We start from the raw sequence: 26,749 nt of genomic DNA, 5'->3' as shown, positions 1-26,749 counted from the left end.
CCCCACTACCCTGGGTTCCCGTGACCCGCCCCGACGGCCGTGCGGCCGACCAGCTCCGTCCGGTGACCATCACCCGCAACTGGCTCGACCACGCCGAGGGTTCGGTGCTCGTCGAGTTCGGGCGCACCCGCGTGCTGTGCGCCGCCAGTGTCACCGAGGGGGTGCCCCGCTGGCGCAAGGGCTCCGGCCTGGGCTGGGTGACCGCCGAGTACTCGATGCTGCCGCGGGCCACCCACACCCGCAGCGACCGCGAGTCGGTCAAGGGACGCATCGGCGGGCGGACGCACGAGATCAGCCGGCTCATCGGCCGGTCGCTGCGCGCGTCGATCGACCTGGCGGCGCTGGGGGAGAACAGCATCGCGATCGACTGCGACGTGCTCCAAGCGGACGGCGGCACCCGCACCGCGGCGATCACCGGCGCCTACGTGGCCCTCGCCGACGCGGTGTCGTGGCTGGGAGAGCGCAAGAAGCTGGCCCGCCCGAAGGCGATCGTGCAGTCGGTGGCGGCCGTGAGCGTCGGCGTCATCGACGGCGAGCCGCGCCTGGACCTGCCCTACGAGGAGGACGTGAAGGCGGGCACCGACATGAACGTCGTCTGCACCGGGGACGGCGACTTCGTCGAGGTGCAGGGCACGGCGGAGGGCGCGGTGTTCGACCGCCCGACGCTCGATGCCCTGCTCGACCTCGCGGTGAAGGGCTGCGCGGAGCTGACCCGCATCCAGGCCGACGCCCTGTCCTCACCCGCCGCGCATCGATGACCACCCGCCTGCTCCTCGCCACGCGCAACGCCGGCAAGCTCGCCGAGCTGCAGCGGCTGCTCGAGGACGCCCTCACCGGCGTCGAGGTGATCGGCCTGCGCGACGTGCCCGAGTACCCGGAGGCCCCGGAGACCGGGGCGACGTTCGAGGAGAACGCACTCCTCAAGGCGCGCGAGGCGGTCCGCTACACCGGGCTGCCGGCCGTGGCCGACGACTCCGGTCTCGCCGTCGACGCGCTCAACGGCATGCCCGGCGTGCTCTCGGCCCGGTGGTCCGGGCGGCACGGGGACGACGACGCCAACACCGCGCTGCTGCTGGGCCAGGTGGGCGACGTGCCGGACGAACGCCGGGGCGCCGCGTTCGTCTGCGCGGCCGCGCTGGTCACGCCGGACGGCACCGAGCGCGTGATCGAGCGGCAGTGGCGCGGCCGGCTGGTCCGGGAGAAGCGCGGCAGCAACGGCTTCGGCTACGACCCGGTCTTCGTCCCCGAGGGGCTGGATGTCACCTCGGCCGAGCTCAGCCCGGCCGAGAAGGACGCACGCAGCCACCGTGGTCAGGCGTTCGCGGCGCTGGTGCCTGTGCTTGCCGAGGTGCTCGGCACCCGCCCGTAGGTCAGGCGCGGAGGCTGGACCAGTCCACGGCGGCGAGCTCGTCGCGGAGCGCGTCGTAGACCGGCAGGTCGCGGGTCCACGCCGCCTCGGCGTGCCGGCCGGTCCGGAGGAGGTCCTCCGGGGTGGCGATCCGCAGCTCGCCCGGCACCTCGGGGGCGGCGTGCCGACGGCGGCCGGGGACGTGCTGCGCGGGCGGACCGGTCACGACGGCGGCACGCGCGATCGCGGCCGGCAGCCATGCGGCGGAGGAAGCTGAACTGTTCATACCCAGCACGTCGGCCGGCCGGTGCTCCGGCCTCAGCGCTCGCGGCGCCGGTCCACCCGGACGGGTGAGTCCCGGGGGCGGGCGTGGACGGGACGTCCGAGGGGCACAGGCCCGGGGTGCGGGTCTACGTGGACGAGGTCAGGACGCTGCGGTTCGACGACGGGGCGCCGGTCACGGCGGCGTCGGGCATCGCCCCCCTGGGCGACGGCTGGCTGCTGGCGCAGGACGACAGCACGCATGCCGCGTGGCTGCGCGACGGCGCCGTCCGGGCGGTCCGGGTACTCCCGCCGGTGGACGGTCTCGACCTGTTCAGCGAGGCGGCCGGGACCAAGCGCCTGAAGCCGGACCTGGAGGTGGCCTGCCCGGCCGAGGTGGACGGCGAGCCGGCCGTCCTGCTCCTCGGCTCGGGCTCCACCCCACAGCGCATGCGCGGTGTCCTGGTCCGCCTGACGAACGGCCGGCCGCAGGTGGCCGCGGCCGAGCTCGGCCCGCTCTACGCGGCCGTGGCCGCGCGGCTGGACCTCCCCGCGGAGCACCTCAACCTCGAGGGCGCGAGCCGCCACGGCGACACGGTGCGCTGGTTCAACCGCGGCAATCTGAGCGCCGGCGTCGTCTCCGCCAGCGTGGACGTGCCGCTGGAGGCGCTGGTGGACGCCGTGCTGGGCGGCGATGCGGCCTCCGTGCCCGTCGGGCGGTCGCTGGCCTACGAGCTCGGCGAGGTGGAGGGCGTCGGGCTGGCCGTCACCGACGCGATCGCCCTGCCCGACGGCCGGGTGCTGCTGAGTGCCGCGGCGGAGGACAGCCCCAACGCCGTCGACGACGGCCCCGTGGTGGCCACCGCGCTGGCCCTCGTGGACGGCGACAGGGTGGTCGACCTGGTCGCGCTGCCGGAGGTCGACGGTCACGTCCACAAGGTCGAGGGACTGGCGCTGCGCCGGTTCGCGGACGGGGAGGCGCATCTGCTGGCGGTGGTGGACGACGACGACCCGGACGTCCCCTCGACCGTCCTCGGGCTCCGCGTCGATCTCACGGCCGGCCGTCAGCGCGTGAAGCGGGCCACCGACGTGTAGTGCGCCGAGTGCTCGTCGAACCGCGAGAGCAGGGCACGAGCCTCCGGCGGGACGACGGACGTCCGCGGGTCGTCACCCGTGAAGGCGGCCACCGCGTCCAGGTCGTCGAACGTCATCGCCGTCAGGATCTCGCCGCCCTCGGCCGGGTCGAGCTCCATCGGGTGCCGGCGGAGCACGCTCAGGTCGAGCAGGCCGGGCACGCCCCGGTCGAGGATGGCCGGGGCGATGGTGCCGGTCAGCAGCTGCTCGTAGGCAGCCGACCGCTCGGGCGCCGTCCAGCCGCGCCACAGTCGCAGGATCATCGGTTTTCCTCTGTCCGAGGGTGTGCTGGCAGCAGCCTGTCGGAATGACAGTAGGCTGTCAACATGTCCGAGACCCCGGAGAGCTACCGCCTGCTGATCGCCGACGTGTACGAGCTGGCCGGGCTCTCCCGGCGGACCAGCGAGGCGCTGGCGCGCACGGCCGGGCAGACCACGGCCCGGTGGCACGTGCTCAGCGTCGTGTCCGACGGTCCCAGGACCGTCTCGAGCGCGGCCCGGCGGCTGGGGCTGGCCCGGCAGAGCGTGCAGCGCGTCGTCGACGGGCTGGTCGCCGACGGCGATCTCGAGCTGCGCGCGAACCCGGACCACGCCCGGGCGCCGCTCGTTGCCATCAGCCCGTCCGGCGCAGCGGTCCTCGCGGAGCTGGTGCGCCGGTCGGACGCCGACCGTTCCGCCCTGCTCGGGCGAGCGGGAGTATCGGCGGCGGAACTCGACGCGGCCCGCGCGGTCGTGCGGCGGCTCCTCAGCGCCCTCGGCGCAGCGGACCGGCGCCCGACGTCCTGACCGAGGAACGGGCGCCTCAGGTGCGGCGGGCAGTCGTGCGGTCGACGACGGCGAGCATGCCGACGGCGAGGACGACGCCCCCCACCACGCCGATGCTGTTCATGAACCAGTCGTTGGTGTCGCAGGCACGTCCGACGACGGGGAGCAGCGCCTGGAGCACCTCGATCCCGGCGGACACCGCCGAGCCGATGGCCAGCACCGTCAGCGGTCGCCGCGACGCCAGCGTCGCGAACAGGACGGGCGGGACGAACAGGGCGACGTTCGCCAGGAGCTCCACCGTCGTCATCGACGGCAGGGCGAACTGGACCGTGCAGCCGATCCGGTCGGATGCGCCTCTACCGGACGGAGCCAGCGTGAGGACCAGTGCCACCAGGCCTGACAGCGCCGAGAGCGCCGTCAGGAGGCCGCGCCCGCGCTCGTCGCGCACCAGCAGGGAACCGACGCCGACGCAGATCAGCGCGATGCCGGCCAGCGCCCCCGGCACGAGCGCCGAGTGCTCCAGCAGGAAGTCGGTGATCATCGGAGCGTCGAGACTAGGGCTCGCCGCTGCCCGCGTGCGGGAGGCGGGATTCGAACCCGCACGCCCGAAGGCACCAGATCCTAAGTCTGGCGTGGCTGCCGTTACACCACTCCCGCTCGGTCCCGAGAGTCTAGGGAGTCGCCCCCGCGAGGGGCTGCACCGTCGCCGGGCGCGCTGGACCGGGGAACGTCTGGCAGGCTGTCGCCCGTGCCTCGCGACCCTCGACAGATCCAGTTGGAGATCGACGCCGCCCGCGAGTCGCTGGCCGCCACGCTGGACCAGCTGACCTACCGGACGAGCCCGACCCGCCTCAAGGCCAAGGGCCGGGACGCCGTCCAGCGGTTCCTGAAGACCCCGGCGGGCCAGGCGACGGTCGCCGCGGTCGGCATCCTGGTCACCGTGGTCGTCGTCCAGAAGATCCGCCACCGCAACGACTGACCCGGTGCGCCCCAGTCCCGATCCGGTCGGTCCCGGCCAGGAGTCGGTCTGGGACTACCCCCGGCCGCCGTCGGCCGAGGTCAGCTCGCGCCACGTCGTGGTCGAGCTGGGCGGTCGGGTGGTCGCCGACACCGTGGCAGCGGTGCGCGTCTGCGAGACGAGCCACCCGCCGGTCTACTACGTGCCCAGGCGCGACGTCGCCGACGGCGTCCTCCAGCAGGCCGCCGGCAGCTCCTGGTGCGAGTGGAAGGGTGCGGCGACGTACTGGGACGCCGTCGTCGAGGGCCGCCGGTTCGCGGCCGTGGCGTGGTCCTACGAGAACCCGACCCCGGGCTTCGAGCACCTGCGCGGCGCGATCGCCTTCTACCCGAGCCGCGTCGACCGGGCAGTCGTGGACGGGGTACAGGTCCGGGCGCAGGCGGGCGACTTCTACGGCGGCTGGATCACCGACGAGGTCGTCGGGCCGTTCAAGGGCGACCCCGGCACCCTCGGCTGGTAGCCCCGGGCACGCCGAGCCGGATCAGGCGGTCGGGGCCATGCGGATCAGCGGCAGGACCACGGTGTCGAGGACCTCGTCGGCGTAGGCCTCGTCCACGGGCCGCCCGGTGAGCAGCCAGCGCTGCACCATCAGTGCGCTCGTCGTCTCCGCCAGCACCGAAGTGGCCATGCCCGGCCGGATCTCCCCGCGCTCCTCGGCGCGCGCCCAGAGACCCGCGAACGACGCGCGCCAGACCGCGAGCGGGCCGTCCTGGAACGCCTGCGCGAGCGCCGGCTGGTGCGGGATCGTCGACAGCAGCGAGAGCGTCGCCGCCCCGGTCGGGCCGTCGATCATCGACACCATCTGGTGCATCATCGCGCGGAGATCGCCCTCGAGGGAGCCGGTGTCGGTCACCTCGGCCTCGGCGCGGTTCAGGTCGGAGATCGTGTCGACCACGAGGTCCTGCTTGGTGCGCCATCGGCGGTAGATCGTCGCCTTGCCGACGCCGGCCTCCGACGCCACCGCGTCCATGGTCAGGGCCCCGTACCCCACGTCGGCCAGGAGCCGGAGGATCGCGGCCCGGATCACGCCGTCGCGGCTGGGATCGCGTGGGCGACCACCACGGCTGGGGCGGGGGAGATCAGTCGCAGGGAGGGCGGCCATCCCATGACCTTAGACAATAAAGCTGACATCGTTCCCGAACCCGCGCCCGTCACTTCGTGCGCGCAGCCGGCAGCCCGGCCGGATCGACGCCGCGCGCCTGCCTCGGGGGGGCCGGACGGTGAGTCATCCTGCGGACGTGGGAACCATCTGTGGCGGCGTCTGTGGGTGCCGCCAGAACTGGGAGGTCCCGGGGCCCGCCACCCGTGCCCTGCTGGCGACCTCCATCGGGCACGTGCTGCCGACCGTCTCCCGATTGGCCAAGGCCATGGGCATGACCGTCTACGCGTCCCCACAACTGGTCGACATCATCGACGACCGCGGTGGTCGCCGGCTCGAGGTCCTGTTCGAGCGGCTGGCCCGCGAGCTGACCGCCGCGGAGACGGAGGCGCTGCGCGTCGTCACCGATCCGCCCGGGGAGGGAGCTGCGCTCACCGCACGGCTGCTGACCGCCCCAACCCTGTCGGTCGAGCTCGCGCGCAGAGGGGTGACCGTCGAGGTCGGCGTGCTCGCCGAGGCGGAGTTCTGGTCGGCCTACCAGCCCATCGTCTCGCTGGCCGACCGCTCCGTCGTCGCGCACGAGGCGCTGCTGCGCGGCGTCGTCGACGGGCGCGAGGTGGGCGGCGGCGACCTCTTCTTCGTGGCCGAGCAGGCCGGCTGGCTGCACCGGCTGGACCGGATCGGCCGGGAGTCCGCCATCGCGGGGGCCGTGCCGTGGCTGGGCGACGACGACCTCTTCGTGAACTTCGACCCGACCTCGATCTACCGGCCGCAGGTCTGCCTGGCCAGCACCGAGCGCGTCGTGCACGACACGGGCATCGCGCCGGAGCAGCTGGTCTTCGAGGTCGTCGAGTCCCACGCGATCGCAGACCGCGGCCACCTGGTCTCGATCCTCGACCACTACCGGTCGCTGGGGTGGCGGGTGGCGCTCGACGACGTCGGCGCCGGCTGGTCGAGCCTGTCGCTGCTTGCCGCCGTCCGGCCCGAGGTGGTGAAGCTCGACAAGGCCCTGGTGCAGGAGCTGCCCGACGACGGCGCCCGCACGGTCCTCAAGGCGGTGACCGACCTGGCCCACCAGCTGGGCGCGGTGGTCGTCGCGGAGGGGATCGAGACCGAGCGTTTGGCCGACGAGGTGACCGCGCTGGGCGCGGACATGGGTCAGGGCTGGCTGTTCGGCCGCCCGGTGCGCCCCGACCCGCCGGTCGAGGAGCCGGAGGGCCGCTGGCAGCCCGTCACTTCGCACCGAGCCTGATGCCGGGGCGGCGTCCGCCGTCCTCGCCTCCGGGTCGCCGTCCCCACGCTCCAGCACGAGGACGGCGACCCGCAGGTGCGGTTCGCACGATCAGCCGGCGGTCCCGGTCAGCGGGGCGCCCAGGCGGTGAGCACCGGACGGCGGTGCTCGTGACCGAGGACGCCGTAGCTGCCGGCAGGTAGGGCGAACAGCGCGCCGGCCTCGGGGGCCAGACCGAGCCATCGCGCGGTCAGGATCCGCAGCACGTGGCCGTGCGCGACCAGGGCGACGTCGCCGTCCCCGAGCCGCGCGCGCACCCGGTCGAGCACCCGGTCCACGCGTGCGCCGACCGCGGCCAGGGTCTCGCCGGGTGAGTCGCCGGGCACGGTGCCGTCCCGCCAGACCGACCACTCGCGGCCCAGCTCGTCGCTGATCTCCGCCGTCGTGCGGCCCTCGTAGCCGCCGTAGTCCACCTCGACGAGGTCGTCGTCGACGGCGGTCGCGTCCAGCCCGGCGAGCTCGGCCGTCCGGCGGGCCCGCTGCCGAGGACTGACCCGCACCTCGACGAACGTGCGCCCGGCCAGCGCCTCGCGGACCTCCCGCGCCTGCTGTTCGCCCTCGGGCAGCAGCGGCACGTCGGTGAGCCCGGTGTGCTTCCCGTCGCGGCTCCACTCGGTCTGGCCGTGCCTCAGCACCACGATCTCGCCCATGCCGACATCGAACACGCGGCCGGGAACACCCGCGCGGCCTGGTGTGCTGGCCATCGGTATGACCACTGCACAGATCAGCGACACGTTCAGCATCGGCGGGGACCTGCCCGTCCACCGCCTCGGGTACGGCGCCATGCAGCTCACCGGTCCCGGCGTCTGGGGCGAGCCCCTCGACCGTCCGGGCGCTCTCGCGGTCGTGCAGTCCGCGATCGAGCAGGGCGTCGACTTCATCGACACCGCCGACTCCTACGGCCCGCAGGTGAGCGAGCAGATCATCGCCGAGGCGGCCTTCCCGTACCCGGAGGGCCTCGTCATCGCCACCAAGGCCGGCCTGACCCGCACCGGTCCCGGCGTGTGGCCGGTGTGCGGCCGCCCCGAGTACCTCACCCAGCAGGTCGAGCTGTCGCTGCGGAACCTGAAGGTCGACCGGATCGACCTGATCCAGCTGCACCGCATCGACCCGCAGGTGCCGCTGGCCGACCAGCTCGGCGCCTTCAAGGACCTGCAGGACCAGGGCAAGGTCCGCCACATCGGCGTCTCCGAGGTCTCCGTGGAGGAGCTGAGGGCCGCCCGCGAGATCGCCGAGATCGTCAGCGTGCAGAACCTCTACAACCTGACGAACCGGAAGAGCCAGGACGTGCTCGACTACGCCGCCGCCGAGGGGATCGCGTTCATCCCGTGGTTCCCGATCGCCACCGGCGACCTCGCGGCACCCGACAGCCCGGTCGCCGACATCGCCCGCGAACTGGACGCAACCCCCTCGCAGGTGGCGCTGGCCTGGCTGCTGCAGAAGTCCCCGGTGATCCTGCCCATCCCGGGGACCAAGTCCGTCGACCACCTGACCGAGAACCTCGGTGCGGCGCGCCTGACGCTCTCCGACGAGGACATGGCCCGGCTCGACGCCCTGGCCTGACCGCTCAGCGCGCGTGACCGGCGGCCACCAGGTCGCCGGTCACGGGCACCCTCGGCCGGCGGGACCGCCGGCGCACGGGCGTGGGGGAGTCGACGGCGGTCGGTGGGGCGACCCGCGGGGTGAGCCCGCCGTCCAGCTCGAGGACGCCGGCGAGGTTCGCCATCCCGATGAGCCGACGGGTGGCCGGTTGTGCGCCGACCAGCCGGCAGGCCCGGCCGGTCCCGGCCAGCTCGCGCGTGAACGCAGCCAGGGCGTGCAGACCGGAGCAGTCCCAGAAGCGGGCGCCGGCGAGGTCGACCACGAGCTGCAGCGTTCCCAGGCCGGCGGCCCGGCGGAGCGCCCCGGTGACCACCGGCGCGGTCGACAGATCCGCGTCCCCCGTGAGCCGCACGACCACCTGGTCCGGTGCGGGGACGAGCGCTGCCCGGAGCTGGGGCACGATGCCTCCCGGGACTCGGCTGCGAACTGGCGCCCGGTGCTGACGGACATTTCGACCCTAGGTCGTCCTCCGCGTGATCACAACGCAGAGCGACGGAACGGTTGCAGGAAGTTCTGGTTGTGCGTTGAACCGAGTCGCAGCACCCCGGCGCGGCACCGGTTCCGGCCAGCCGTCACCATGGCCGGGTGGACGCCGAAGACTTCCGCCAGATCCGGGACGCCGTACGCCAGCTGGTCCGCGAGTCCGTGGTCCCGCGGGAAGAGCTGATCGAGGACGAGGACCGGATCCCCGACGACCTCCGCGAGCAGGCCGCAGGCATGGGCCTGTTCGGCTACGCCCTCCCCGAGGAGTTCGGCGGGCTCGGCGTCACCATGAGCGAGGACGTCCAGCTCGCCTTCGAGTTCGGCTACACCACGCCGGCGTTCCGCTCCCTCTTCGGGACCAACAACGGGATCGCCGGCCAGGTCATCGCGAGGTTCGGCACCGACGAGCAGAAGCACAAGTACCTTCCCCGGCTGGCCACCGGTGAGCTGATCGGCTCCTTCGCGCTGACCGAGGCCGAGGCGGGTTCCGACCCGGCCGGCCTGCGGACGACGGCCCGCCGGGACGGCGACCAGTGGGTGATCAACGGCAGCAAGCGCTACATCACCAACGCCCCGATCGCCGACCTCTTCGTCGTCTTCGCCCGCAGCAACCCCGACGAGCGCGGCGGCCGGGGCATCTCCAGCTTCGTCGTGGAGACCACGACGCCGGGAGTGAGCGTCGGCCCCAAGGACAAGAAGATGGGGCAGTCGGGCGCCTGGACGGCCGAGGTGTTCCTCGACGACGTTCGCGTGCCGGCCGACGCCCTGATCGGCGAGGAGGGGCGCGGGTACTCGAAGGCCCTCACCGTGCTCTCGCGGGGCCGCCTGCACATCGCCGCCCTCTGCGTCGGCATGGCCCAGCGGGTGCTGGACGAATCCGTCGCCTACGCGGCCACCGCCAAGCAGGGCGGGGCGCCGATCGGCCGGTTCCAGCTGGTGCAGGGGCTGCTCGCCGACATGCACGCCGAGCTGCTGGCCGGCCGCAGCATGGTGCGCGAGGTCGCGGCTCGCTACGACAGCGGGGAGGACATGTCCATCGGGCCGTCGTCGGCGAAGCTGTTCTGCACCGAGATGGTGGGCCGGGCGACCGACGCCGCCGTCCAGGTGCACGGCGGCATGGGCTACCTGCGGACGGCGCCGGTCGAGCGCTTCTACCGCGACGCCCGCCTCTTCCGCCTCTACGAGGGCACCAGCGAGGTGCAGCGCGTGATCATCGGCGGTGGGCTCCTGCGCGAGGCCGGGATGGCCCGGTGAGCCGGGAGGTCCGCCGCGCGGCGGTCGGGGAACTCGGCGCGGCGCTGCGGGACCTGGTGGACGCCGCCGTCCGCACCGAGGTCTCCCTGGACGAGCTGGCCGCCGCCACCGACGCCGCGCGCTCGCTGGCCGCGCGACTGCGGGCGGAGACCCGTGGCCTGCACGACGTCGCCGCCGTCGACGACCCGAGCACGGGCGAGCGCTGGTACAGCCCGGTCTACGGGCCGGGCAACCCGGTTGCCCCGCCGATGGTCGCGACGGACTCGCCGGACGGTCGAGCCACCGGCCGGGTCACCCTCGGGAAGCCGCACGAGGGGCCGCCCGGCCTCGTCCACGGCGGGGTGGTCGCCACGATGCTCGACCACGTGCTCGCCCGGGCGCTGCGGGCGGCGGGGCGGGGCGGACTCACCGCGACGCTGACGGTCACCTACCGGCGGCCGGTGCAGCTCGGCGTCCCGCTGCTCGCCACGGCGGAGATGGGGACGACGGACGGTCGCCGCACCACCGCGACCGCCCGGCTGGTCGCCGAGGACGACCCCACCACCACGCTCGCCGAGGCCGAGGGGCTGTTCGTCGCCCTGCGCCCGGAGCGGGCCGCCGACGTGTTCGCGCCGACCGGCCGGGACGTCGGCGCCTGGACGACCCGTTCGGGTGACGACTGAGTCTCTGAACTGCCTACGATCTGCCGGTGACCTCCGGTGGGCCTGATGAGAACGACACCTGTCGTGACTACGTCCGGCCTGCCCTCGGCCGGGCTGGCTGGCGCGACGAGCAGATCGTGGAGCAGTACCGCGTGCAGGCGGACCTCCCGGGCGGCCGGTTACCGCCGCCGGAGCAGCGCAAGCGACGCGCCGACTACGTCCTGGAGCTGGAGCCGGGCCTGCCGCTGATTGTCATCGAGGCCAAGCGGCTCTGGGCCCAGCCAGGCGACGGAATCCAGCAGGCGGTCCGCTACGCGGATAAGCTGGGGGCCCCGCTGGCGTTGTCCACCAACGGTCGAGGCTGGGTGCTGTACAACGCTGTCACCGGGCTGCAGAAGGACATCGACAGCGTGCCGACCCCGGTCGAGGCGTGGGACCTGCTGGTCTCATCGCGGCAGCTGGGAGAGCAGGCCCAGCACTATTTGCGATCGCCGTTCAACCGCCAGCACCTCAACGCCGACGGCAGCGTGAAGGAGCTCCGCTACTACCAGCGTCGAGCCATCCACGAGGTCCTGTGTGCCATGGCCGCAGGCCAGCGCCGTCTGCTCTTGGTGATGGCCACCGGCTCGGGCAAGACGTTCACCGCTCTGCAGTTGGTGTGGAAGCTTTGGAACTACCGGCGACGCACCCAGGAAACCACCGGGGAGCGCAACTTCCGGGTCCTCTACCTCGCCGACCGCGACATCCTGGTGAGCGACCCCATGCGCAAGAACTTCCAGCGGGTGTTCGGCGACGCCGTGGTCCGGGTGAGCACGAGAGATGCGCGGCACTCGCCGGACATCTACTTCGCCACGTACCAGGGGCTGACGACGGCACATCCGGATCCCGACGTACCCGCGGACACCGCAGAGACACGGGAGCTGCTGCGCAACTACCCGCCGGACTTCTTCGACCTGGTGATCGTCGACGAGTGCCACCGAGGAAGCGCCCGGGCGGACTCGGACTGGCGCGGCATCCTCGAGCACTTCGACCCGGCGGTGCAGCTGGGGCTCACCGCGACCCCGGTCGACCGCGGTGGCGTCGACACGTTCGAGTACTTCGGCAACCCGATCTGCACCTACAGCCTCAAGGACGGGATCGAGGACGGTTTCCTCGCGCCGTACACGATCCGCCGGGTCGTGTTCGACGTCGACGCGGACGGGCTGGAGGTCGTGGAGGGGCAGCGCGACAGCAACGGCCGGCTCATCCCAGCGGGCACGTACGGCACCCGCGACTACGAGCGACGTCTCCGGCTGCCGGATCGCACGCAGGCCATGGCGCGGCGGATTGTCGCTGTCATCGGCGACACCGACAACCGGGCCGTCGTCTTCTGCGTCGACGCGGCCCATGCCCTGACCATGTGCGAAGAACTGCGCAATCTCCGGCCGGACCGCACCCGTCGGGATCCGGAGTGGGTCGCCCGGATCATGTCGGCCGAGCGCGAGAAGGACCGCCTGCTGGAGCAGTTCACCGATCCGGAGCGGGACGTGCCGCAGATCGCCGTCACTTCGAGCCTGCTGTCCACCGGCGTGGACATCGAGGACCTCAAGTACGTGGTCATCGGTCGGACGATCGGTTCGATGGCCGAGTTCAAGCAGATCATCGGGCGCGGCACCCGGCTCTACCCCGAGAAGGGCAAGACGGAGTTCGAGATCATGGACTTCGTCGGCGCGACGAGGCTCTTCCGTGACCCCACCTTCGACGGTCCGCCGCTTCGCCCGCCGGCCACCGAGACGGTCGGTCCCGACGGCGGTCTGGAGGACGGCACGGTCGAGACCTCCGATGAAGGCACCCTGACCGAACCGCCGGAGCCGTCGGTGACGGTGTCCGAGCCCGAACCCGACTACCGCGGCGGCGGTTCCTCGGATGCTGGCGAGCCTGGGTCCGACGACGCTCCGCCGCAGGAGAAGTTCGAGCTGCGGGGCGTATCGGTGACCATCACCAGTGAGGGTTTCTGGGTGCACGACGTCTCGACCGGCCAGCCGCGACTCGTGAGTTATGTGGACTGGGCCGGCGAGCGGATCCTGGACCGTTTCGACGAGCCGGAGGCGCTGCTCCGCGCGTGGGCCGATCCCCGGTCCCGGTCGGACGTGGTGACCTTCCTCGGCAGCAATCACATCGACCCCGTGCGGTTAGCGGAGGAGCTGGGGCGAGTGGGAGATGCGGAGGTGGACACCGTCGACCAGCTCCTGCACCTCGCGTGGGGGATGCCGACCATGACCCGGGCCGAGCGCGCAGGGCGCGCGCTGACTGCCCACCGTGCCGAGCTGGACGCCTATCCCGAACAGGCGCGTGCGGTCCTCTCCCTCCTGCTGGACAGGTACGCCGAAGCAGGTATCGAAGAGATCTCCGCTCCGTCAGTGGTACAGGTGCCGCCGCTCTCGGCCATCGGATCGCCGGCGCAGATCGCTGGCCGGTTCGGAGGAGCCGACGCGTGGCACCAGGCGCGAGCCGCTGTGCAGGAATGGCTGTACATCGCCTGATGCCCGAACTGTAGTTTCGTGACCGGGCGGAGGAGCGAACTAAAGATCTAGTTTAGTTCGCTGGTGATGTAGGGTCTGGCGCATGTCCGACCGGCTAGATCTGCGTCGCAGGCTGCACGAGGTGGCCTTCCGGCAGGCCGGCTATGTCTCGGCCGCACAGGCGCTCGGGGTCGGCTACACCTATCAGGCTCAGAAGTACCACGTCGACCGCGGCAACTGGGTGAGGATCGACCGTGGCCTCTTCCGGCTCGCCGAATGGCCGGCGGCTATCGACGACGGCTACGCCCGGTGGACCGTCTGGTCCGATGGTCAGGGCGTCGTTTCCTTCCAGTCCGCCGCAGACGTCCATGACCTCGGCGAGTTCGACCTGGGTGACGTGCACCTGACGCTTCCAGCATCCCGGCCGGCCACCGACGGGGTGGTGGTTCACGTCGCCGACCTGCACGACGGCGACATCGAGGACCGAGCTTCCTTCCGGGTGACAACCGCGGCGCGCACCCTGTTCGATCTGGCGACGACTGCCGTCACCCAGGAGCAACTGACCTCCGCAGTCGGCGATGCCCTGTCGGCGGGATCGGTGACCCGGGGAACACTGCAGCGCCGGATGGACGCCTTCGGCGCCGCCGCCGCCCTGCGCCTCGAACGCGCACTGGCCGCGCTGCCCCAGGTCAACGAGTGACCCCCGTGTCGGCAGCCGCGATGCGGGCGGCCCTGGAGGCGCGGCTGGTGAACCAGGCCGTGGGTCTCGGCACCGAGGCCGGTCGACTCCGGCGCCGGTTGGTCTTCCAGCGCATCATGCGGCGGCTGTCGGACGACGAGCGGTGGGTGCTCAAGGGCGGCTACCTGCTGGAGTCTCGCCTCGAGCACCGGGCCGCACGACCCGTGATCTCGATCTGGCCAGCGCCCTGGCCATCGACGTGGAGCCGCTCCGCGACGCGCTCGCGGAGGCCCTCGATCGCGACCCGGACGGTGATTTCTTCCGGTTCGCCATCACGGGAGCATCAGCGCTCCGACCGGACGACGCGGGCCAGGGCGGGTGGCGGTTCAGCGTGGAGGTCCGGATGGCCGGCCGGGTATTCGACCGCGTGCGCGTCGACGTCGTCGCGCGCGTCGGCGAAACCTTCGGCGGCACGGAGCTGGTCGACCTCCCGACGCCGCTGGCCGGCGTCGACCTGGGGCCGGCCAGGGTGCTCGCCGTCGACGTCGCCCAGGATGCGGCGGAGAAGTCCACGCGAACTGCCGGAGCTACGCGGGGAACCGGCCGAGCACCCGGGTCAAGGATCTCGTCGACGTGGTGCGTCTGGTCGAGTCCAGGCTGCTGCCCGATCCGCGCCTTGCCGAGCGGCTCCGGTCGCTCTTCGCGGCACGGGACGGCCGGGAGCCACCCCCTGGGCTTCCGGATCCACCGGCGTCCTGGGCCCGCGATTACGAGGCGATCGTCACCGACGTCGGGGCCGCGACCGGTTCCGTGTCGGCGGCCATGTCGCTCGCCACCGAGGTGTACCGACAGGCCCTTTCCTGAGTTTCCTCCCAACGTTCCGCTCTACACAGAAAGCAGCGCATGTCTGTAGCCAAGCCCCCCGCCAGTCTGTCCGCCGTGATCAAGAGGGCCCGGGACGTCATGCGCAAGGACGCCGGGCTCAACGGCGACGCCGACCGCATCCCACAGTTCGCGTGGCTGCTCTTCCTCAAGGCGCTCGACGACCTCGACGAGTCCCGGGAAGTGACCGATCCGGGCTACCGGCCGGCCATCGTGTCGCCGTATCGCTGGCGCGACTGGGCCGCGAACTCGACCACCCGGCGCAGCGGTGATGCGCTGCTCACGTTCGTCAACCAGAACCTGCTGCCCCACCTGGCCCAGCTGACGGGCAGCGGGGCGGCCGGTGACACCCGCGAGACGGTCGCCGCGATCTTCCGGGACACGCGGAACCGGATGCTGTCGGGCTACCTGCTCGCCGACCTCGTCGACGAGGTGAACAGGGTCAGCTTCGTGTCCGCCGACGACGTCCACACCATGGCCCACCTCTACGAGTCGATGCTGCGCGAGATGCGGGACGCTGCCGGTGACGCCGGCGAGTTCTACACCCCGCGGCCGGTCATCCGGTTCATGGTGGGCCGGCTGGACCCGCGACCCGGCGAGGTCGTGATGGACCCTGCTGCGGGAACGGGCGGGTTCCTCGTGGAGGCCTGGGAGCACATGGTTCACGCTGCCGACGCCTCGGCCACGCCGGCTCAGCAGCGTGCCGCCTTGCGCGGGACGTTGCGGGGGTTCGAGAAGAAGCCCATGCCGTACCTGTTGGGGCAGATGAACCTGCTGCTGCACGAAGTCGACTCGCCGAGGATCACCCGCGGGAACGCACTCACCTTCTCGGCGGCCGACCAGCGCCGGGACGGCGTCGACGTGGTCCTCACCAACCCACCGTTCGGTGGCGAGGAGGAAGCTGGGGTCAAGGACTATTTCAAGACCGATTACCGGACGGCGGAGACGTCATGGCTGTTCCTGCTGTCGGTGATGGAGCGGATCACCCGGTCGAAGAGCGGACGTGCCGCGGTGGTCGTACCGAACGGGGTGCTCTTCGACGAGGGCATCGGCGGCCGGATCAAGGCGAGGCTGCTGGAGGAGTTCAACCTGCACACGATCGTGCGGCTGCCCAACGGCACGTTCTCCCCGTACACGCTGATCCCCACCAACATCCTTTTCTTCGAGCGCGGGGGGCCGACCAAGGACATCTGGTTCTACGAGCACCCGACCCCGGACGGGCGCAAGAACTACACGAAGACCAAGCCACTCCGGTACGAGGAGTTTGCCGACTGCGAGGCATGGTGGGGCGGCAGCGAGCGGAACGATCGCGTGGAGACGGCGCACGCATGGAACGTGTCTGTCGCAGACGTGAAGAACTTCAACCTCGACCTGCACAACCCGAACCGGCCCGACGACCTGGCTCATCGGCCACCCGCCGAGCTGATCGCTGAGTTGATCGACAGCGAGAGGCGGATCTTGGCGCTGCTGGAGCAGCTTCAGACTGAGGTTGCTGACGTTCAGTGACTGTCCAACACGTCCGCGTGGGGGATGCCCTGCGACTGGAGCGCCGCCCAGTACAGGTCGACCCCACCGCCCAGTATTCCCCGATTGGCGTCAGGTCCTTCGCGAAGGGATTAATTCGGTATCAGGCGTGCACCGGAGCCGAACTAAGCAAGCTGCGCTACTTTGAACTTCCAGCGGAGTCTCTGGTGGTCAGCAATATCAAGGCTTGGGAAGGCGCTGTCGCTGTTGCTGGCAAGGGGGACGTTGATCTGGTCGCGTCGAATCGATTCCTAGCCTACGTTCCGGTGATTGATGACTTGTGCGTGCGCTACATCTGGCATTATTTCGCCTCAGATGCGGGAACAACTGCTTTGTCGAAGGCTTCCCCAGGATCGGCAGATCGCAACCGTACGCTCGGCATTAAGGCGTTCGAAGCGCTTTCCGTTCCCCTGCCCAGCCTGCCAGAGCAGCAGGAATATGTAGCATACCTAGATCGTTTGTTCGCAATGTCGGCTCAGAGTGAAGAGGCAACGAATTCGGCCGTAGCGGTCGTCGCTTCGCTTCGAAATCAGCTCGTGCGGAATTCTGATCATATTGAAGTTGGGCTTGGGGAACTCGCGAGCCAGGTTCAACGTCCCCGCGCAGTACTGCCGAACGAGACATTTCGAACAGCCGGGGTTCGATGGTATGGCGAGGGCTTGTTCGAGCGCGATGTCTTGCCAGGGTCGGCGATCGAGGCGAAGCTGCTATACGAGGTCAAGCCCGGAGACTTGGTTTATAATCGTCTATTTGCCTGGAAGGGGTCGTTCGCGCTTGCATCCAAGTCCCATGATGGACTGGTAGTTTCGAGCGAGTTTCCTACTCTTCGTATCGATGAAGACAGGGTGCTCCCAGAATTCTTACGTGAATGGTTGGCGCTGCCGTCGGTGTGGGATCGGGTCATATCGCTGAGTTCTGGTGGGACGCCAACCAGTCGTAATCGGCTGAAGGTTGAAGCCCTTCTCACCCTGAAGGTCCCGTTGCCGAGTCTGGCGGCGCAGCGGACAATCGTTGCCCGACTTGAGCGGTGCCGTGAGACGTTGGTGGCCGTCAGGCGCCGTACGGAGCTGTCTGACGCCTTGCCTCAGGCGGCGCGAAACGAGGTATTCTCGAAGCTGGACTAACTGAAGTCAGATCGCTCGCCAGTCCTCGCCGGCGACGACCAGGTGGTCGAGGAAGCGCAGACCGCACGCCTCGGCGGCGGCTCGAACCTGAACCGTCGTCGTCCTGTCGGTGGGGCTCGGTTCCAGGGACCCGCCCGGGTGGTTGTGGGCCAGCGCGAATGCCTGGCCGCCGCGCGACAGCACCGTCCGCAGGATGTCCGCGGTCGGTGCTGTCGCGTGCGCCGTCGTCCCCTCGGCGAGGGTCACGACGTCGAGCACCCGCAGCCGCCGGTCCAGCACGGCGACGACCATCCGTTCGCGATGGCGGTCCTGGAGGTGAGGGAGCACCGCAGCTGCGACGCCGGCGGATCCCGAGAGGGTCGGGGGTGCAGCAGCGAGCGCTGCGCGTCGGCGAAGCTCGGTGGCGGCCATGATCCGCCCGGCCGCCGCCGGGCCCAGCCCGGCCACCCGCTCGACCTCGTCGACCGTCGCCGTTACGAGGCCCGCAACTCCGCCCACGCTGTCGATCAGGTCCCGTGCCAGGTCGACGGCATTGCGATGGGGACGGCCGGCTCCGATGAGGATGGCGACGATCTCGGCATCGGTGAGAGCGTCAGCGCCGAGCCGGCGCAGTCGCTCCCGGGGGCGCTGATCAACCGGCAGGTCGGTGATTCGTTGCCGATCGCTGCCCACGGTTGAAGGCTAGGGATAGGGACGGCTGGTCCCGTGTCGTCCTGTGGACAGCGCCGACGGGCAGGATTTCGAGCGTGGCGGAGTTCGCTGCTGGACATGGCGCGTGTGCGGCGATGGTGCCGGGACCGAGTGCCCGAGCGCGCTCGTGACCAGGTGCGGGTGGAGGCCGACGTCTCCGGCCGCGACGTGACGATCGTGGAGCGTCGCCCGCCGTGGAGCCAGACCGCGGGGGACGACTGGACCACCATCCCGGTCGCGCGATTGCGATACCTCACGTCGCGCGGCGTCTGGCGGCTGTACTGGCGAGACCGGGACGAGCGTTGGCACGAGTACGCCGACCTACCCTTCGCGGCCACCGTGGACGAGCTCCTGGCGGAGCTCGACAGCGACCCGACCGCGCTGTTCTGGGGCTGAATTCTCGCTGGACCGAATCCGCTGCGTACCGCTACCGTCCGCCCCTCGACGAGGCAGGAGAACGCATTGGCGCGAGCAGGTTGGAGTGCCTATCCCGGAGCGTTGCCCGGCGCCGTGCCGGGACCGCTGGACGGGGACGTACGACCGGAACTCGCCGATGTCGGGCGGCTGGCCCGCCGGGGCCTCCGGGCCGTGATCGGCGCGGCGCGGGCCGGTGAGCGGCCGCGGCTGTCGAGGATCCTCGGCGACCACCTCGGCCCCGCGGCGACCACCCTGGACGTGGTCGAGGAGACCTGGCCCGCGTACGACCACGTCAACGTCCAGGCGGGCCTCGACGCGTGGCTGGCCGACCCCCGCCGGAGCTGGGAGCTCGTGGGCGTCACCAACTTCCAGCACACGATGTTCGGCCTGGGTGACCTGCTCTCCGCCGAGGAGGGGCCGCACCACCCGATGGGACTGCGGCCGGGCAACCCGGCCACCGTCAACCTGGCCTGCGGACCCGACGGCGAGTCCCGCGCCTGTCAGCGCTGCGGGATCTACCTCGTGCGCGAGGGCGACGTGCGCACGGCCCTGCTCCTGCGCGGCGCTACCCCGGAGTTCGGCACGAACCACGTGTCGGTGCAGATCGTGAGCACGGCGGACGGAGCCGCGGCCGAGGTGGCCGCCGCGGTCAGGCAGGCGACACTGGACCGGAACGTCTTCCGCGGCCAGGTGCTCTCGTTCGGCCAGGAGGTCTTCGGCCACGGCCAGACGCTCCTCCAGTTCCACCGCCGGCCCACGATGACCGCCGAGCAGCTCGTTCTGAGCCCGGAGACCCTGGCCGAGGTGCGACGTCAGGTGGTGGACGTCGCGCGGCACAAGGAGCGGCTGCTCGCCGCGGGCCAGCACCTCAAGCGGGGACTCCTGCTCTACGGTCCGCCGGGGGTCGGCAAGACGCACACCGTCCGGTACCTCACCAGCAGCCTCGTGGGGACGACGGTCATCCAGCTCACCGGGAACGCGCTGCACCTCATCGCCGAGGCGTGCTCGGTGGCGCGGGCTCTGCAGCCGGCCATGCTGGTCATCGAGGACGTCGACCTCATCGCCGAGGACCGCGGCATGCACCCGGGGCAGCACCCGCTGCTGTTCCAGCTCCTCAACGAGATGGACGGGCTCGCCGAGGACGCCGACGTCGTCTTCGTGCTGACCACGAACCGGGCCGATCTGCTGGAGCCGGCGCTGGCCGCCCGCCCCGGACGGGTCGACCAGGCGGTGGCCCTCGAGCTGCCGGACGCCGCCGGCCGGCGGTCGCTCTTCGAGCTCTACCGGGGTGAGCTGCGCGTCGACACGTCGGGGCTGGACGACGTCCTGGCCCGCACCGAGGGGGTGACGGCGTCCTTCCTGAAGGAGCTGCTCCGCCGTGCCGCGCTGCTCGCCGCCACGCGCACCGCGACCGACGAGGAGCTGGCCGTCTCCGCGGCCGACCTCACCGCGGCCCTCGACGAGCTGCTCGACACGCGCAACGCGATGACCCGCACGCTGCTGGGCAGCACTCCGGGCTGAGGCTCAGTCGGCGCGCGGCCCAGGGGCGTTCGCCGGGTCGCCCGACGGGTCCAGCGAGCGGCCGCCCGCCGGCTGCAGCAGGGAGCCCGGTGCGCCGTCGCCCCGGCCCAGCGCTGCGACGAACTGGGCCAGCACGTCGTCGCTGCGGTGAGCAGGCGCCCAGCCGAGCAGCCGCCGGGCGCGGGCCGTGTCGAGGGCCGGCACGCCGGTCCCGATGTCCAGCCAGCCCGGCTCCGTCGGCACGACGTGCGCGGCGAACGCCGCGTGCAGCGAGGCGCGGACGGCCGCTGCCGGGACGGGGATCCGCACCGTGCCGAGTGCCCGGGCGATCGCGTTCGCGTCGAGCACCGGTTCGGCGGCGATGTTGAAGGGGCCGTCCGCGCGGCGGTCCAGCATGCGCACCAGGGCGTCGGCGACGTCGTCGGCGTGCACGAAGGAGAGCGCGAGCGACGGCAGCGGCAGCGGCAGCCGGCGGGCGACGGCCCCGGGCAGCATCCGCGCGGCGCCGAACACCAGCGGCCCGAGGAAGTACCGGCCGATCTCGCTGCCCGCCTCCGGCTGCAGGACCAGCGTCGGGCGGACGACGGTCAGTGCGAGGTCGGGATGCCGGGCCGCGACCTGGCGGACCAGCCGCTCCGCCTCGGACTTGTCCCGGCTGTACTGGGCGCTGGGGATGCCGGTCGTCGGCCAGTCCTCGGTCACCTTCTGCCCGACGGCACCGGCGGCGTAGGCGCCGATGGACGACATGTGCACGAACTGCGAGATCCCGGCCGCCGCGGCGGCCCGGACGACCCGCAGGGTCCCCTCGACGTTGACCCGCCGGAGGTCGTCGGGGCGCCGGCCGGGTTGCAGGGCCCACGCCAGGTGGACGACGGCGTCGACGCCGTCGAGGAAGCCGGTCAGCGCATCCTCGCTCCCGGTCTCCCCGAGGTCGGCCAGGTGCCACCGGACCCCCGCGTACGGCGGGACGTCCGGCGGCTGCCGGCGGGCCAGCCCGCGGACCTCCGCGACGCCGGAGCCCGGGGCGGTGAGCCGGCGGAGCAGCGCGGTGCCGACGTTGCCGGAGGCGCCGGTGACGGCGACGCGCAGCCCGTCGAGGTGGCCGGGGGAGGTATCGGGCATGAGGTGCCGCTACCCGACCGGATCGCGCCCAACCGGTGGTCACCCCGCGACGGCCGACCTCTGCGCCGGTCGGCCGACTCCGGCGGGCCGTGCCCGCAGCCCCAGCGACACCAGGGCCAGGAGCAGCATCCCGGCGGCTCCGGCGAGGAGGCCGGTGGGCAGCCCGGCGGAGTCGGCCAGCCGGGGGAGGAGCAGGTTGCCGAGGATCCCGCCCACCATCAGGGCCAGCGACGACGCCGACACCGTCGTCGAGCGCTGCGACGACGTCGTCTGGTCGTGCATGAGCTGCTTGCGCAGCGGCCAGGCCGCCCCGTTGAGCAGGTAAAACGCCGAGTAGGCGACGGCGGCGAGGACGACGCCCGGTGCCACGGCGAACGCCGCGATCGCCCCGGCCGCGAGCACCGAGGTGACCGCACTGACCAGCACCACCGAACCCCCGGCGGCGCGGCCCGCGGCCGGCGCGAGCAGCGATCCGACGGCCGCCGCGGCGAAGGAGATCGCGGTGACGACCCCGAAGACCGCGGACCCCACCTCCGGGGACCCGGCGAGCTCGGCGAAGTGCAACGGCCCGAGCAGTTCGAGGGAGGTGAGCACGATCCCGACGAGCAGGGAGACCGTGAGCAGCAGCCGGAGCAGCCGGTCGCGCAGCACCAGCCGCACGGTCGACGACACGACGAGGGGGACCTCGCGCACGCCGGCCCGCAGCGCGCCGAGGCTCGACGCGCGGTCGGGGGAGACGGGGACGACGAGCAGCAGGACGGCCACCACGTGCCCCATGGCGAACCCGGCGGCGAGCAGCAGCGGCAGCGCCAGCGCCGCCGCACCGTCGCGTCCGGCGAGCAGGGGGAGCACGCCCCCGAGGACGGCGCCGAGGGTGAGGCCCGCGGCGTCGGCCGCGCCCGCGCGGGACAGCCCCGGAGTGAGGTCGGCATCCGGGTCGGTGCGGTGCACGGTGTCGACGTACCAGGCCTCGAGCGGCCCCGAGTCGAGCGCGCGCGCCACCCCCTTGAGCGCCCAGGCGACGGCGAACAGGAGCACGGAGTCGGCGACGGCCATGGTCGCCAGGCCGGCGGTGGTGAACAGCCCGGAGAGGGCGAGCACCGGCCGGTGGCCGATCGCGTCGGCCAGCCCGCCGGTCGGCAGCTCGAGCACGAGGGTCACGGCTCCGTAGAGGGCCACGACGAGGCCGATGTCGGCCGGGGAGAGGCCGCGCGCCGTCGCCAGCAGGACCGAGACCGGCACCGCGACGCCGACGGGGAGCCAGCGGAGCGCCGTCAGGCCGACGAACCGGCGGCGGGCCTGGTCGGGCGTCAGGACGGCGGTCACAACGGGTAGTCCTGCAGCGGGAAGAGGTCGAGCAGCACGTGCACGAGGGGCTGGTCGGGCTCCTCCTCCTCGTCCCGCCAGCGCTGCAGGACGCCGTTCAGCTCGTCCATGAGCTCCCGCGCCCGTGCGGGGGAGATCCGCAGGGCCCAGTCGTTGAGCGAGGCGGCCGCCCGCCACGCGGCGTCGGCCCGTTCGCGCTCGGCCGCGAACGCCGCGAGCATGCGGCGCTGGTGGGCGACGAGCCGGTCGGTGAGCTCGTCGACGATCTCGGGGCCGCCCGGCTCGTCCAGGAAGTCCTCGGTGTTCCAGCGGGTACTGCGGTGCAGGGCGCGCCACCACCGTTCGCGGGTGGTGCCCTCGTCCGGTACCTCCTCGACGAAGCCGAAGCCCGCCAACTGGCGCAGGTGGTAGCTGGTGGCGCCGCTGCTCTCACCGAGACGCTCGGCGAGCCGGCTCGCGGTGGACGGACCGTCGCTGCGCAAGGTCGCCAGCAGGCTCATGCGCAGGGGATGGGCGAGGGCGCGCAGGGCCCGCACGTCGTGGACGTCGATCGCTGCGCCGGGAGGCGGGTCTGCCATGCCGGTGACGGTAGCTTGCAAAGCAACCTTTGCAAAGAAGTCTTTGCATGTAGTCAGGTCAGGGAGAGCCCGCGGGCCGCGAGGGCCTCGCGGAGCACGGCGACCGCCTTCGGGCCGACGCCGTGGATGTGGAGGAGGTCGGCCTCGGCCACGCCGTCGAGCTCGGCGAGGTCGGTGTACCCGGCGTCGAGCAGGGCGGCTGTCGCGGGCCGGCCGATGGCACGGGGGAAGCCGTCGGGTTCGGTCATGCGCGGGATGATGCCGGGTCAGGCGGGACCGAGGGAGGTGCCCGAGGCACCCCTCGCCTCCTTGAGCTCGACGAACAGCACATGGGTGGGTGTGTCCCCGATGTTCTCGCCGCTGTGCTGCTGCGCGGGCAGCCACCCGGTCAGGCCCGCCGGCATCTCGACGTCGCGGTGGTTCCCGCCCGAGTGCAGCCGTCTCCGGAACGCGCTCAGGGTGTGCATGACGCTGTCCGGGTGCTCGTGGGGCGTCGTCCGGTCGCCGGGCTGGTCGGTGTACTCGAGCACCCGGACCCGGTCGTTCTCGTAGACGACCGCGTAGTGCCGGGGATTCGTCGCGACCGGATCGAGGGTCATGCCCGCAGACTGTGCTCCACGGGCCGCCCGGCGGACAGGTGTTCCGGTGCGGCTCAGCTTCCGCGGGCGGCGGAGGGAGGCCGGACGTCCTCCAACGCCCGACCCCGGCGCTCCGGCAGCCACCAGGTGGCGATCCCGCCGAGGACGAAGAAGGCCGCGAACGTGCCGAACACCGTCCCGGTCCCCCCGGCGTCCAGCAACAGCGGGACGCACAGCGGGGCCGCGATCGACGCGAGCCGGCCGAAGCCCGCTGCCGCACCGGCGCCGGTCGCCCGGAGCACGGTCGGGTACACCTCAGGGGTCACCGCGTAGAGCGCGCCCCACGCGCCGAGGTTGAAGAAGGACAGGACCATGCCGGTGACCAGGACGGCGGTCTCCCCGTCGGCGGCGGCGAAGAGACCGGCGCCCACCGCCGAGCCGGCCAGGAAGGTGGCGAGCGTCGCCCGCCGGCCCCACCGCTCGATGAGGACGGCGGCGACCGCGTAGCCCGGGAGCTGGGCCAGCGTGATGACCAGCGTGAACCCGAACGACCGGACGAGGGAGAACCCGTTCGCGACGAGGAGCGTCGGCAGCCAGATGAAGGCTCCGTAGTAGGCGAAGTTGATGCTGAACCACACGACCCAGAGGGCCGCCGTCCGCGTCCGGGTGCCGACGGCCCACAGGGCCCGTGGCCCGGGGGACGGCGTCGGCTCGGCCACGGGCGACTCCACCGGCGGCACGCCGGCGGCGTGCTCGAAGCGCCGGACCGCGGCCTCGGCCTCCTCGACGCGGCCGCGGGTCTCCAGGAACCGCACCGACTCCGGCAGGCTCCGCCGGACGAACGCCGCGTAGAGCGCGGGCAGCGCGCCGATCGCCAGCGCCCACCGCCAGCCGTCGTCGCTGCCCGGGACGACGAAGTAGCCGATGAGCGCCGACAGCGTCCACCCCACCGCCCAGAACGCCTCGAGCAGCACCACCATGCGGCCGCGCACCCGGGCGGGGGCGAACTCGCTGACCAGGGTCGAGGCCACCGGCAGCTCCGCGCCCAGGCCCAGCCCGATCAGGAAGCGGAACACCAGCAGCGCGCCGACCGACCAGGACAGCGCGGCCGCGCCGGTCGCCACCCCGAAGACCAGCAGGGTGATCGCGAAGACCTGCCGCCGTCCGAACCGGTCGGCCAGCAGTCCGCCCAGAGTGGCCCCGATCGCCATCCCGGCGAAGCCGATCGACCCGATCCACGACAGCTCGGTGGCCGACAGCTGCCACTCCACGGCGAGGGCGGCCATGACGAAGGAGATGAGCCCGACGTCCATGGCGTCGAGCGCCCAGCCGAGCCCCGACCCCACCACCAGGCGGCCGTGCTCCCGGGTGAAGGGCAGCCGGTCCAGCCGCTCGGCGCGGGAGAGCGGGGCCGGCGTCGTCGTCACGAGCGGCTCAGGCGGTGCGCACGTGGGCGGTGACCAGTTCCGCGACCCGGTCGGGCGCCAGCTCGGGGATCCAGTGGTTCACGTCGTCGAGCACCTCGAGGCGGTAGGGCGCGCTCACGAACTGCTCGGTGGCCTCCGTCGCCGCGCGGCCCAGGAAGGCGTCGCCGGTGCTCCACACGTGCAGGGTGGGCACCCGGACGCGGCCCACCGGGTCCCGCCCGCTCCACGGGAGGGCCCGGTACCAGCCCAGCGCCGCCGACAGGGCGCCCGGCTCGCGCATCCGGGCGACGTAGCGGTCGACGGCGTCGTCGGGGACGCCGCCGTGGGCGAGCAGCCGCCGCAGGGCCGCCCCGTTGCCCGCCAGGAGCAGCTGCTCGGGGATCACCGGCAGCTGGAAGAAGCCGACGTAGGAGGAGCGCAGCGCCTGGTCGCTGGAGACCATCGCCTTGCTCATCGCGGCAGGGTGCGGCACGGAGAGAGCGGTGAGCGTGCGCACCCGGTCGGGGTGCCAGGCGCCCAGCGCCCAGCCCACGAGTGCGCCCCAGTCGTGGCCGACGACGTGGGCGCTCTCCAGTCCGGCGGCGTCGAGCAGGGCGAGGACGTCGGCCGTCGTCTCGCGGAGGGTGTACCGGGACCGCCCGTGGGGTCGGGCCATGGGGGAGTAGCCCCGCTGGTCGGGGGCGAGGGTCCGCAGCCCGTGCTGGTGGAGCGCCGGGCTCACCCGCGCCCAGGCGGTGGCGTCCTGGGGGAAGCCGTGCAGGAGGACGACGGGCTCGCCGTCGGAGGGGCCGGCGTCGAGGACGTCGAAGGTCAGGCCGTCACGGCGGAAGCTGTCCACGGGGGAACTGTGCCCCGGTGGCCCGCCGCTCCATGCATCAGGTGGTGCGCAGGCCGGAGAACGCCGTCGCGATCACGGCGTCGGCCACCGCCTCCGCGGACAGCCGGCCGTCCGGGCGGTACCACTCGGTGAGCGAGTTGACGGTGCCGAACAGCAGCCGGGCGACCACGCCCGGGGGGACGTCGTCGCGCACGCTGCCCTCCGTCGCGGCCAGCCGCACGAGGCCGGTGACGACGCGGTCGAACTCCCGCCGTCGCTCCAGGGCCGCACGTTCCACGTCGGAGTTCCCGCGGACCCGCAGCAGCAGCGTCACGAAGGGCAGCTCCGATGTGAGCACCCGGACGGAGCCGCGCACGACGTGCTCCAGGCGGTCGATGGCGGGGCCGGTGACCGCCCCGGGCTCCCGGACGACGGCGAACAGGCCGTCCAGGGCGCGGTCGAGCGCCAGCCGCAGGAGCTCGTCCTTGCGCGGCACGTGGTGGTAGATGGCCGACTTGGTGACGCCGAGCCGGCCGGCCAGCTCGTCCATGCTCGTCGCCTCGAAACCGCGCTCGATGAAGGCGTCGACGGCGACGGCGAGCAGCGAGTCGAGCGAGTGACCGGGCCGTCCGCGTCGGCGGGCGAGGGTGTGTGACTCAGGTCTCATG

32 protein-coding genes, 1 tRNA gene and 1 pseudogene are annotated in these 26,749 nt (G+C 72.3%); 18 read left to right on the top strand and 16 right to left on the bottom strand.

What is annotated here, in order from left to right; all coding sequences use genetic code 11:
• The first annotated feature begins 20 nt into the window (after window positions 1-20).
• Entirely contained in the window at window positions 21-758 is a 738-nt protein-coding gene (gene rph / locus CRP30_RS17835) for a ribonuclease PH (RefSeq protein ID WP_097185325.1), read from the top strand.
• Window positions 755-1,369: an RdgB/HAM1 family non-canonical purine NTP pyrophosphatase gene (gene rdgB / locus CRP30_RS17830; protein WP_097185324.1), complete on the top strand. Its 615-nt coding sequence runs from the start codon at window positions 755-757 to the stop codon at window positions 1,367-1,369. The genes rph and rdgB overlap by 4 nt, the downstream gene beginning before the upstream one ends.
• 1 nt (window position 1,370) lies before the next feature.
• Here rdgB and CRP30_RS17825 read toward each other — a convergent pair whose 3' ends face one another.
• Window positions 1,371-1,634 carry a hypothetical protein gene (locus tag CRP30_RS17825; RefSeq protein ID WP_097185323.1) on the bottom strand — a complete coding sequence of 88 codons (264 nt, stop codon included), beginning with the start codon at window positions 1,632-1,634 and terminating at the stop codon, window positions 1,371-1,373.
• Window positions 1,635-1,762: 128 nt separating this feature from the next.
• Between CRP30_RS17825 and CRP30_RS17820 the strand changes: the two genes are divergently transcribed.
• A complete protein-coding gene (locus tag CRP30_RS17820; protein ID WP_235003513.1) occupies window positions 1,763-2,704 on the top strand; it encodes a DUF6910 family protein in 942 nt (313 codons plus the stop codon).
• Here the strand turns inward: CRP30_RS17820 and CRP30_RS17815 are convergent.
• On the bottom strand, window positions 2,674-3,006 hold the full coding sequence (locus tag CRP30_RS17815; RefSeq protein WP_097185321.1) for an antibiotic biosynthesis monooxygenase: 333 nt from the start codon (window positions 3,004-3,006) through the stop codon (window positions 2,674-2,676). The genes CRP30_RS17820 and CRP30_RS17815 overlap by 31 nt on opposite strands.
• A gap of 63 nt (window positions 3,007-3,069) precedes the next feature.
• Here CRP30_RS17815 and CRP30_RS17810 point away from each other — a divergent pair, with 63 nt between their 5' ends.
• Entirely contained in the window at window positions 3,070-3,528 is a 459-nt protein-coding gene (locus CRP30_RS17810) for a MarR family winged helix-turn-helix transcriptional regulator (protein ID WP_097185320.1), read from the top strand.
• 16 nt (window positions 3,529-3,544) lie between these two features.
• Here CRP30_RS17810 and CRP30_RS17805 read toward each other — a convergent pair whose 3' ends face one another.
• Entirely contained in the window at window positions 3,545-4,048 is a 504-nt protein-coding gene (locus CRP30_RS17805; protein ID WP_097185319.1) for a VanZ family protein, read from the bottom strand.
• Window positions 4,049-4,083: 35 nt separating this feature from the next.
• A tRNA-Leu gene (locus CRP30_RS17800) sits at window positions 4,084-4,164 on the bottom strand.
• 91 nt (window positions 4,165-4,255) lie between these two features.
• Between CRP30_RS17800 and CRP30_RS17795 the strand changes: the two genes are divergently transcribed.
• Window positions 4,256-4,486, top strand: coding sequence for a DUF3618 domain-containing protein (locus CRP30_RS17795; RefSeq protein WP_097185318.1), 231 nt, complete (start codon window positions 4,256-4,258; stop codon window positions 4,484-4,486).
• A 4-nt stretch (window positions 4,487-4,490) separates the two neighbouring features.
• Window positions 4,491-4,985 carry a DUF427 domain-containing protein gene (locus tag CRP30_RS17790; protein WP_097185317.1) on the top strand — a complete coding sequence of 165 codons (495 nt, stop codon included), beginning with the start codon at window positions 4,491-4,493 and terminating at the stop codon, window positions 4,983-4,985.
• A gap of 21 nt (window positions 4,986-5,006) precedes the next feature.
• Here CRP30_RS17790 and CRP30_RS17785 read toward each other — a convergent pair whose 3' ends face one another.
• Window positions 5,007-5,552, bottom strand: a complete 546-nt coding sequence (locus CRP30_RS17785) for a TetR/AcrR family transcriptional regulator (RefSeq protein WP_235003512.1) — start codon at window positions 5,550-5,552, stop codon at window positions 5,007-5,009.
• Window positions 5,553-5,763: 211 nt separating this feature from the next.
• Between CRP30_RS17785 and CRP30_RS17780 the strand changes: the two genes are divergently transcribed.
• Window positions 5,764-6,876 (top strand): EAL domain-containing protein, encoded by a 1,113-nt coding sequence (locus CRP30_RS17780; protein ID WP_097185315.1) that lies wholly within the window; start codon window positions 5,764-5,766, stop codon window positions 6,874-6,876.
• A gap of 107 nt (window positions 6,877-6,983) precedes the next feature.
• Here CRP30_RS17780 and CRP30_RS17775 read toward each other — a convergent pair whose 3' ends face one another.
• Entirely contained in the window at window positions 6,984-7,619 is a 636-nt protein-coding gene (locus CRP30_RS17775; RefSeq protein ID WP_235003511.1) for a histidine phosphatase family protein, read from the bottom strand.
• A gap of 4 nt (window positions 7,620-7,623) precedes the next feature.
• On the opposite strand from CRP30_RS17775, the gene CRP30_RS17770 reads away from it, so the two are divergent.
• The gene (locus tag CRP30_RS17770) at window positions 7,624-8,478 is read left to right on the top strand and encodes an aldo/keto reductase (protein ID WP_097185392.1); all 855 of its coding nucleotides are present in this window, start codon (window positions 7,624-7,626) and stop codon (window positions 8,476-8,478) included.
• Window positions 8,479-8,482: 4 nt separating this feature from the next.
• Here CRP30_RS17770 and CRP30_RS17765 read toward each other — a convergent pair whose 3' ends face one another.
• Window positions 8,483-8,917 carry an STAS domain-containing protein gene (locus CRP30_RS17765; RefSeq protein WP_159961788.1) on the bottom strand — a complete coding sequence of 145 codons (435 nt, stop codon included), beginning with the start codon at window positions 8,915-8,917 and terminating at the stop codon, window positions 8,483-8,485.
• Between the two features lie 185 nt (window positions 8,918-9,102).
• On the opposite strand from CRP30_RS17765, the gene CRP30_RS17760 reads away from it, so the two are divergent.
• From CRP30_RS17760 to CRP30_RS17730, 8 genes and pseudogenes are all read left to right on the top strand, one after another.
• Window positions 9,103-10,254, top strand: coding sequence for an acyl-CoA dehydrogenase family protein (locus CRP30_RS17760; protein ID WP_097185313.1), 1,152 nt, complete (start codon window positions 9,103-9,105; stop codon window positions 10,252-10,254).
• The gene (locus tag CRP30_RS17755; protein WP_097185312.1) at window positions 10,251-10,916 is read left to right on the top strand and encodes a PaaI family thioesterase; all 666 of its coding nucleotides are present in this window, start codon (window positions 10,251-10,253) and stop codon (window positions 10,914-10,916) included. The genes CRP30_RS17760 and CRP30_RS17755 overlap by 4 nt, the downstream gene beginning before the upstream one ends.
• Before the next feature lie 26 nt (window positions 10,917-10,942).
• Complete coding sequence (gene hsdR, locus CRP30_RS17750) at window positions 10,943-13,417, top strand: EcoAI/FtnUII family type I restriction enzme subunit R (RefSeq protein WP_097185311.1); 2,475 nt, start codon at window positions 10,943-10,945, stop codon at window positions 13,415-13,417.
• A gap of 82 nt (window positions 13,418-13,499) precedes the next feature.
• Window positions 13,500-14,096, top strand: a complete 597-nt coding sequence (locus CRP30_RS17745) for a type IV toxin-antitoxin system AbiEi family antitoxin domain-containing protein (RefSeq protein ID WP_097185310.1) — start codon at window positions 13,500-13,502, stop codon at window positions 14,094-14,096.
• 142 nt (window positions 14,097-14,238) lie between these two features.
• Window positions 14,239-14,646 (top strand): annotated as a pseudogene (locus CRP30_RS23380) (nucleotidyl transferase AbiEii/AbiGii toxin family protein); the annotation flags it as partial.
• Between the two features lie 62 nt (window positions 14,647-14,708).
• The gene (locus tag CRP30_RS23120; protein WP_097185309.1) at window positions 14,709-14,939 is read left to right on the top strand and encodes a hypothetical protein; all 231 of its coding nucleotides are present in this window, start codon (window positions 14,709-14,711) and stop codon (window positions 14,937-14,939) included.
• Between the two features lie 75 nt (window positions 14,940-15,014).
• On the top strand, window positions 15,015-16,463 hold the full coding sequence (locus CRP30_RS17735) for a class I SAM-dependent DNA methyltransferase (protein WP_200814833.1): 1,449 nt from the start codon (window positions 15,015-15,017) through the stop codon (window positions 16,461-16,463).
• Window positions 16,460-17,605: a restriction endonuclease subunit S gene (locus CRP30_RS17730; protein WP_097185307.1), complete on the top strand. Its 1,146-nt coding sequence runs from the start codon at window positions 16,460-16,462 to the stop codon at window positions 17,603-17,605. The genes CRP30_RS17735 and CRP30_RS17730 overlap by 4 nt, the downstream gene beginning before the upstream one ends.
• Window positions 17,606-17,611: 6 nt before the next feature.
• On the opposite strand, the gene CRP30_RS17725 is transcribed toward CRP30_RS17730, so the two are convergent.
• Complete coding sequence (locus CRP30_RS17725) at window positions 17,612-18,277, bottom strand: JAB domain-containing protein (RefSeq protein WP_097185306.1); 666 nt, start codon at window positions 18,275-18,277, stop codon at window positions 17,612-17,614.
• A 96-nt stretch (window positions 18,278-18,373) separates the two neighbouring features.
• Here CRP30_RS17725 and CRP30_RS17720 point away from each other — a divergent pair, with 96 nt between their 5' ends.
• Both CRP30_RS17720 and CRP30_RS17715 read left to right on the top strand, forming a co-directional pair.
• Window positions 18,374-18,691: a DUF3024 domain-containing protein gene (locus CRP30_RS17720; RefSeq protein ID WP_439647027.1), complete on the top strand. Its 318-nt coding sequence runs from the start codon at window positions 18,374-18,376 to the stop codon at window positions 18,689-18,691.
• A 114-nt stretch (window positions 18,692-18,805) separates the two neighbouring features.
• Entirely contained in the window at window positions 18,806-20,233 is a 1,428-nt protein-coding gene (locus CRP30_RS17715; RefSeq protein WP_097185304.1) for an ATP-binding protein, read from the top strand.
• A gap of 3 nt (window positions 20,234-20,236) precedes the next feature.
• On the opposite strand, the gene CRP30_RS17710 is transcribed toward CRP30_RS17715, so the two are convergent.
• The 8 genes from CRP30_RS17710 to CRP30_RS17675 are packed head-to-tail and all read right to left on the bottom strand — an operon-like array spanning window position 20,237 to window position 26,748.
• A complete protein-coding gene (locus CRP30_RS17710; protein WP_097185303.1) occupies window positions 20,237-21,355 on the bottom strand; it encodes an NAD-dependent epimerase/dehydratase family protein in 1,119 nt (372 codons plus the stop codon).
• 39 nt (window positions 21,356-21,394) lie between these two features.
• Window positions 21,395-22,681 carry an MFS transporter gene (locus tag CRP30_RS17705; protein ID WP_159961784.1) on the bottom strand — a complete coding sequence of 429 codons (1,287 nt, stop codon included), beginning with the start codon at window positions 22,679-22,681 and terminating at the stop codon, window positions 21,395-21,397.
• Window positions 22,678-23,259: a winged helix-turn-helix domain-containing protein gene (locus CRP30_RS17700; protein ID WP_097185391.1), complete on the bottom strand. Its 582-nt coding sequence runs from the start codon at window positions 23,257-23,259 to the stop codon at window positions 22,678-22,680. The genes CRP30_RS17705 and CRP30_RS17700 overlap by 4 nt, the downstream gene beginning before the upstream one ends.
• A gap of 53 nt (window positions 23,260-23,312) precedes the next feature.
• Entirely contained in the window at window positions 23,313-23,507 is a 195-nt protein-coding gene (locus CRP30_RS17695) for a helix-hairpin-helix domain-containing protein (RefSeq protein ID WP_097185301.1), read from the bottom strand.
• A gap of 18 nt (window positions 23,508-23,525) precedes the next feature.
• Complete coding sequence (locus CRP30_RS17690) at window positions 23,526-23,858, bottom strand: cytoplasmic protein (RefSeq protein ID WP_097185300.1); 333 nt, start codon at window positions 23,856-23,858, stop codon at window positions 23,526-23,528.
• Between the two features lie 53 nt (window positions 23,859-23,911).
• Window positions 23,912-25,264 carry an MFS transporter gene (locus tag CRP30_RS17685; protein WP_097185299.1) on the bottom strand — a complete coding sequence of 451 codons (1,353 nt, stop codon included), beginning with the start codon at window positions 25,262-25,264 and terminating at the stop codon, window positions 23,912-23,914.
• Between the two features lie 7 nt (window positions 25,265-25,271).
• Entirely contained in the window at window positions 25,272-26,102 is an 831-nt protein-coding gene (locus CRP30_RS17680; protein WP_097185298.1) for an alpha/beta fold hydrolase, read from the bottom strand.
• A 37-nt stretch (window positions 26,103-26,139) separates the two neighbouring features.
• On the bottom strand, window positions 26,140-26,748 hold the full coding sequence (locus CRP30_RS17675; protein WP_097185297.1) for a TetR/AcrR family transcriptional regulator: 609 nt from the start codon (window positions 26,746-26,748) through the stop codon (window positions 26,140-26,142).
• Window position 26,749: the final 1 nt, after the last annotated feature.

The sequence above is a fragment of the Blastococcus haudaquaticus genome (assembly GCF_900230285.1).
Classification (GTDB): domain Bacteria; phylum Actinomycetota; class Actinomycetes; order Mycobacteriales; family Geodermatophilaceae; genus Blastococcus_B; species Blastococcus_B haudaquaticus.
This window is presented reverse-complemented; position numbering and strand designations above follow the sequence as displayed.

Coding starts and splice junctions, on each gene's coding strand:
- rdgB (WP_097185324.1), top strand. CDS start 755: ATGACCACCCGCCTGCTCCTCGCCACGCGCAACGCCGGCAAGCTCGCC.
- CRP30_RS17825 (WP_097185323.1), bottom strand. CDS start 1,634: ATGAACAGTTCAGCTTCCTCCGCCGCATGGCTGCCGGCCGCGATCGCG.
- CRP30_RS17815 (WP_097185321.1), bottom strand. CDS start 3,006: ATGATCCTGCGACTGTGGCGCGGCTGGACGGCGCCCGAGCGGTCGGCT.
- CRP30_RS17810 (WP_097185320.1), top strand. CDS start 3,070: ATGTCCGAGACCCCGGAGAGCTACCGCCTGCTGATCGCCGACGTGTAC.
- CRP30_RS17805 (WP_097185319.1), bottom strand. CDS start 4,048: ATGATCACCGACTTCCTGCTGGAGCACTCGGCGCTCGTGCCGGGGGCG.
- CRP30_RS17775 (WP_235003511.1), bottom strand. CDS start 7,619: ATGGCCAGCACACCAGGCCGCGCGGGTGTTCCCGGCCGCGTGTTCGAT.
- CRP30_RS17770 (WP_097185392.1), top strand. CDS start 7,624: ATGACCACTGCACAGATCAGCGACACGTTCAGCATCGGCGGGGACCTG.
- CRP30_RS17745 (WP_097185310.1), top strand. CDS start 13,500: ATGTCCGACCGGCTAGATCTGCGTCGCAGGCTGCACGAGGTGGCCTTC.
- CRP30_RS17720 (WP_439647027.1), top strand. CDS start 18,374: ATGGCGCGTGTGCGGCGATGGTGCCGGGACCGAGTGCCCGAGCGCGCT.
- CRP30_RS17710 (WP_097185303.1), bottom strand. CDS start 21,355: ATGCCCGATACCTCCCCCGGCCACCTCGACGGGCTGCGCGTCGCCGTC.
- CRP30_RS17700 (WP_097185391.1), bottom strand. CDS start 23,259: ATGGCAGACCCGCCTCCCGGCGCAGCGATCGACGTCCACGACGTGCGG.
- CRP30_RS17695 (WP_097185301.1), bottom strand. CDS start 23,507: ATGACCGAACCCGACGGCTTCCCCCGTGCCATCGGCCGGCCCGCGACA.
- CRP30_RS17690 (WP_097185300.1), bottom strand. CDS start 23,858: ATGACCCTCGATCCGGTCGCGACGAATCCCCGGCACTACGCGGTCGTC.
- CRP30_RS17675 (WP_097185297.1), bottom strand. CDS start 26,748: ATGAGACCTGAGTCACACACCCTCGCCCGCCGACGCGGACGGCCCGGT.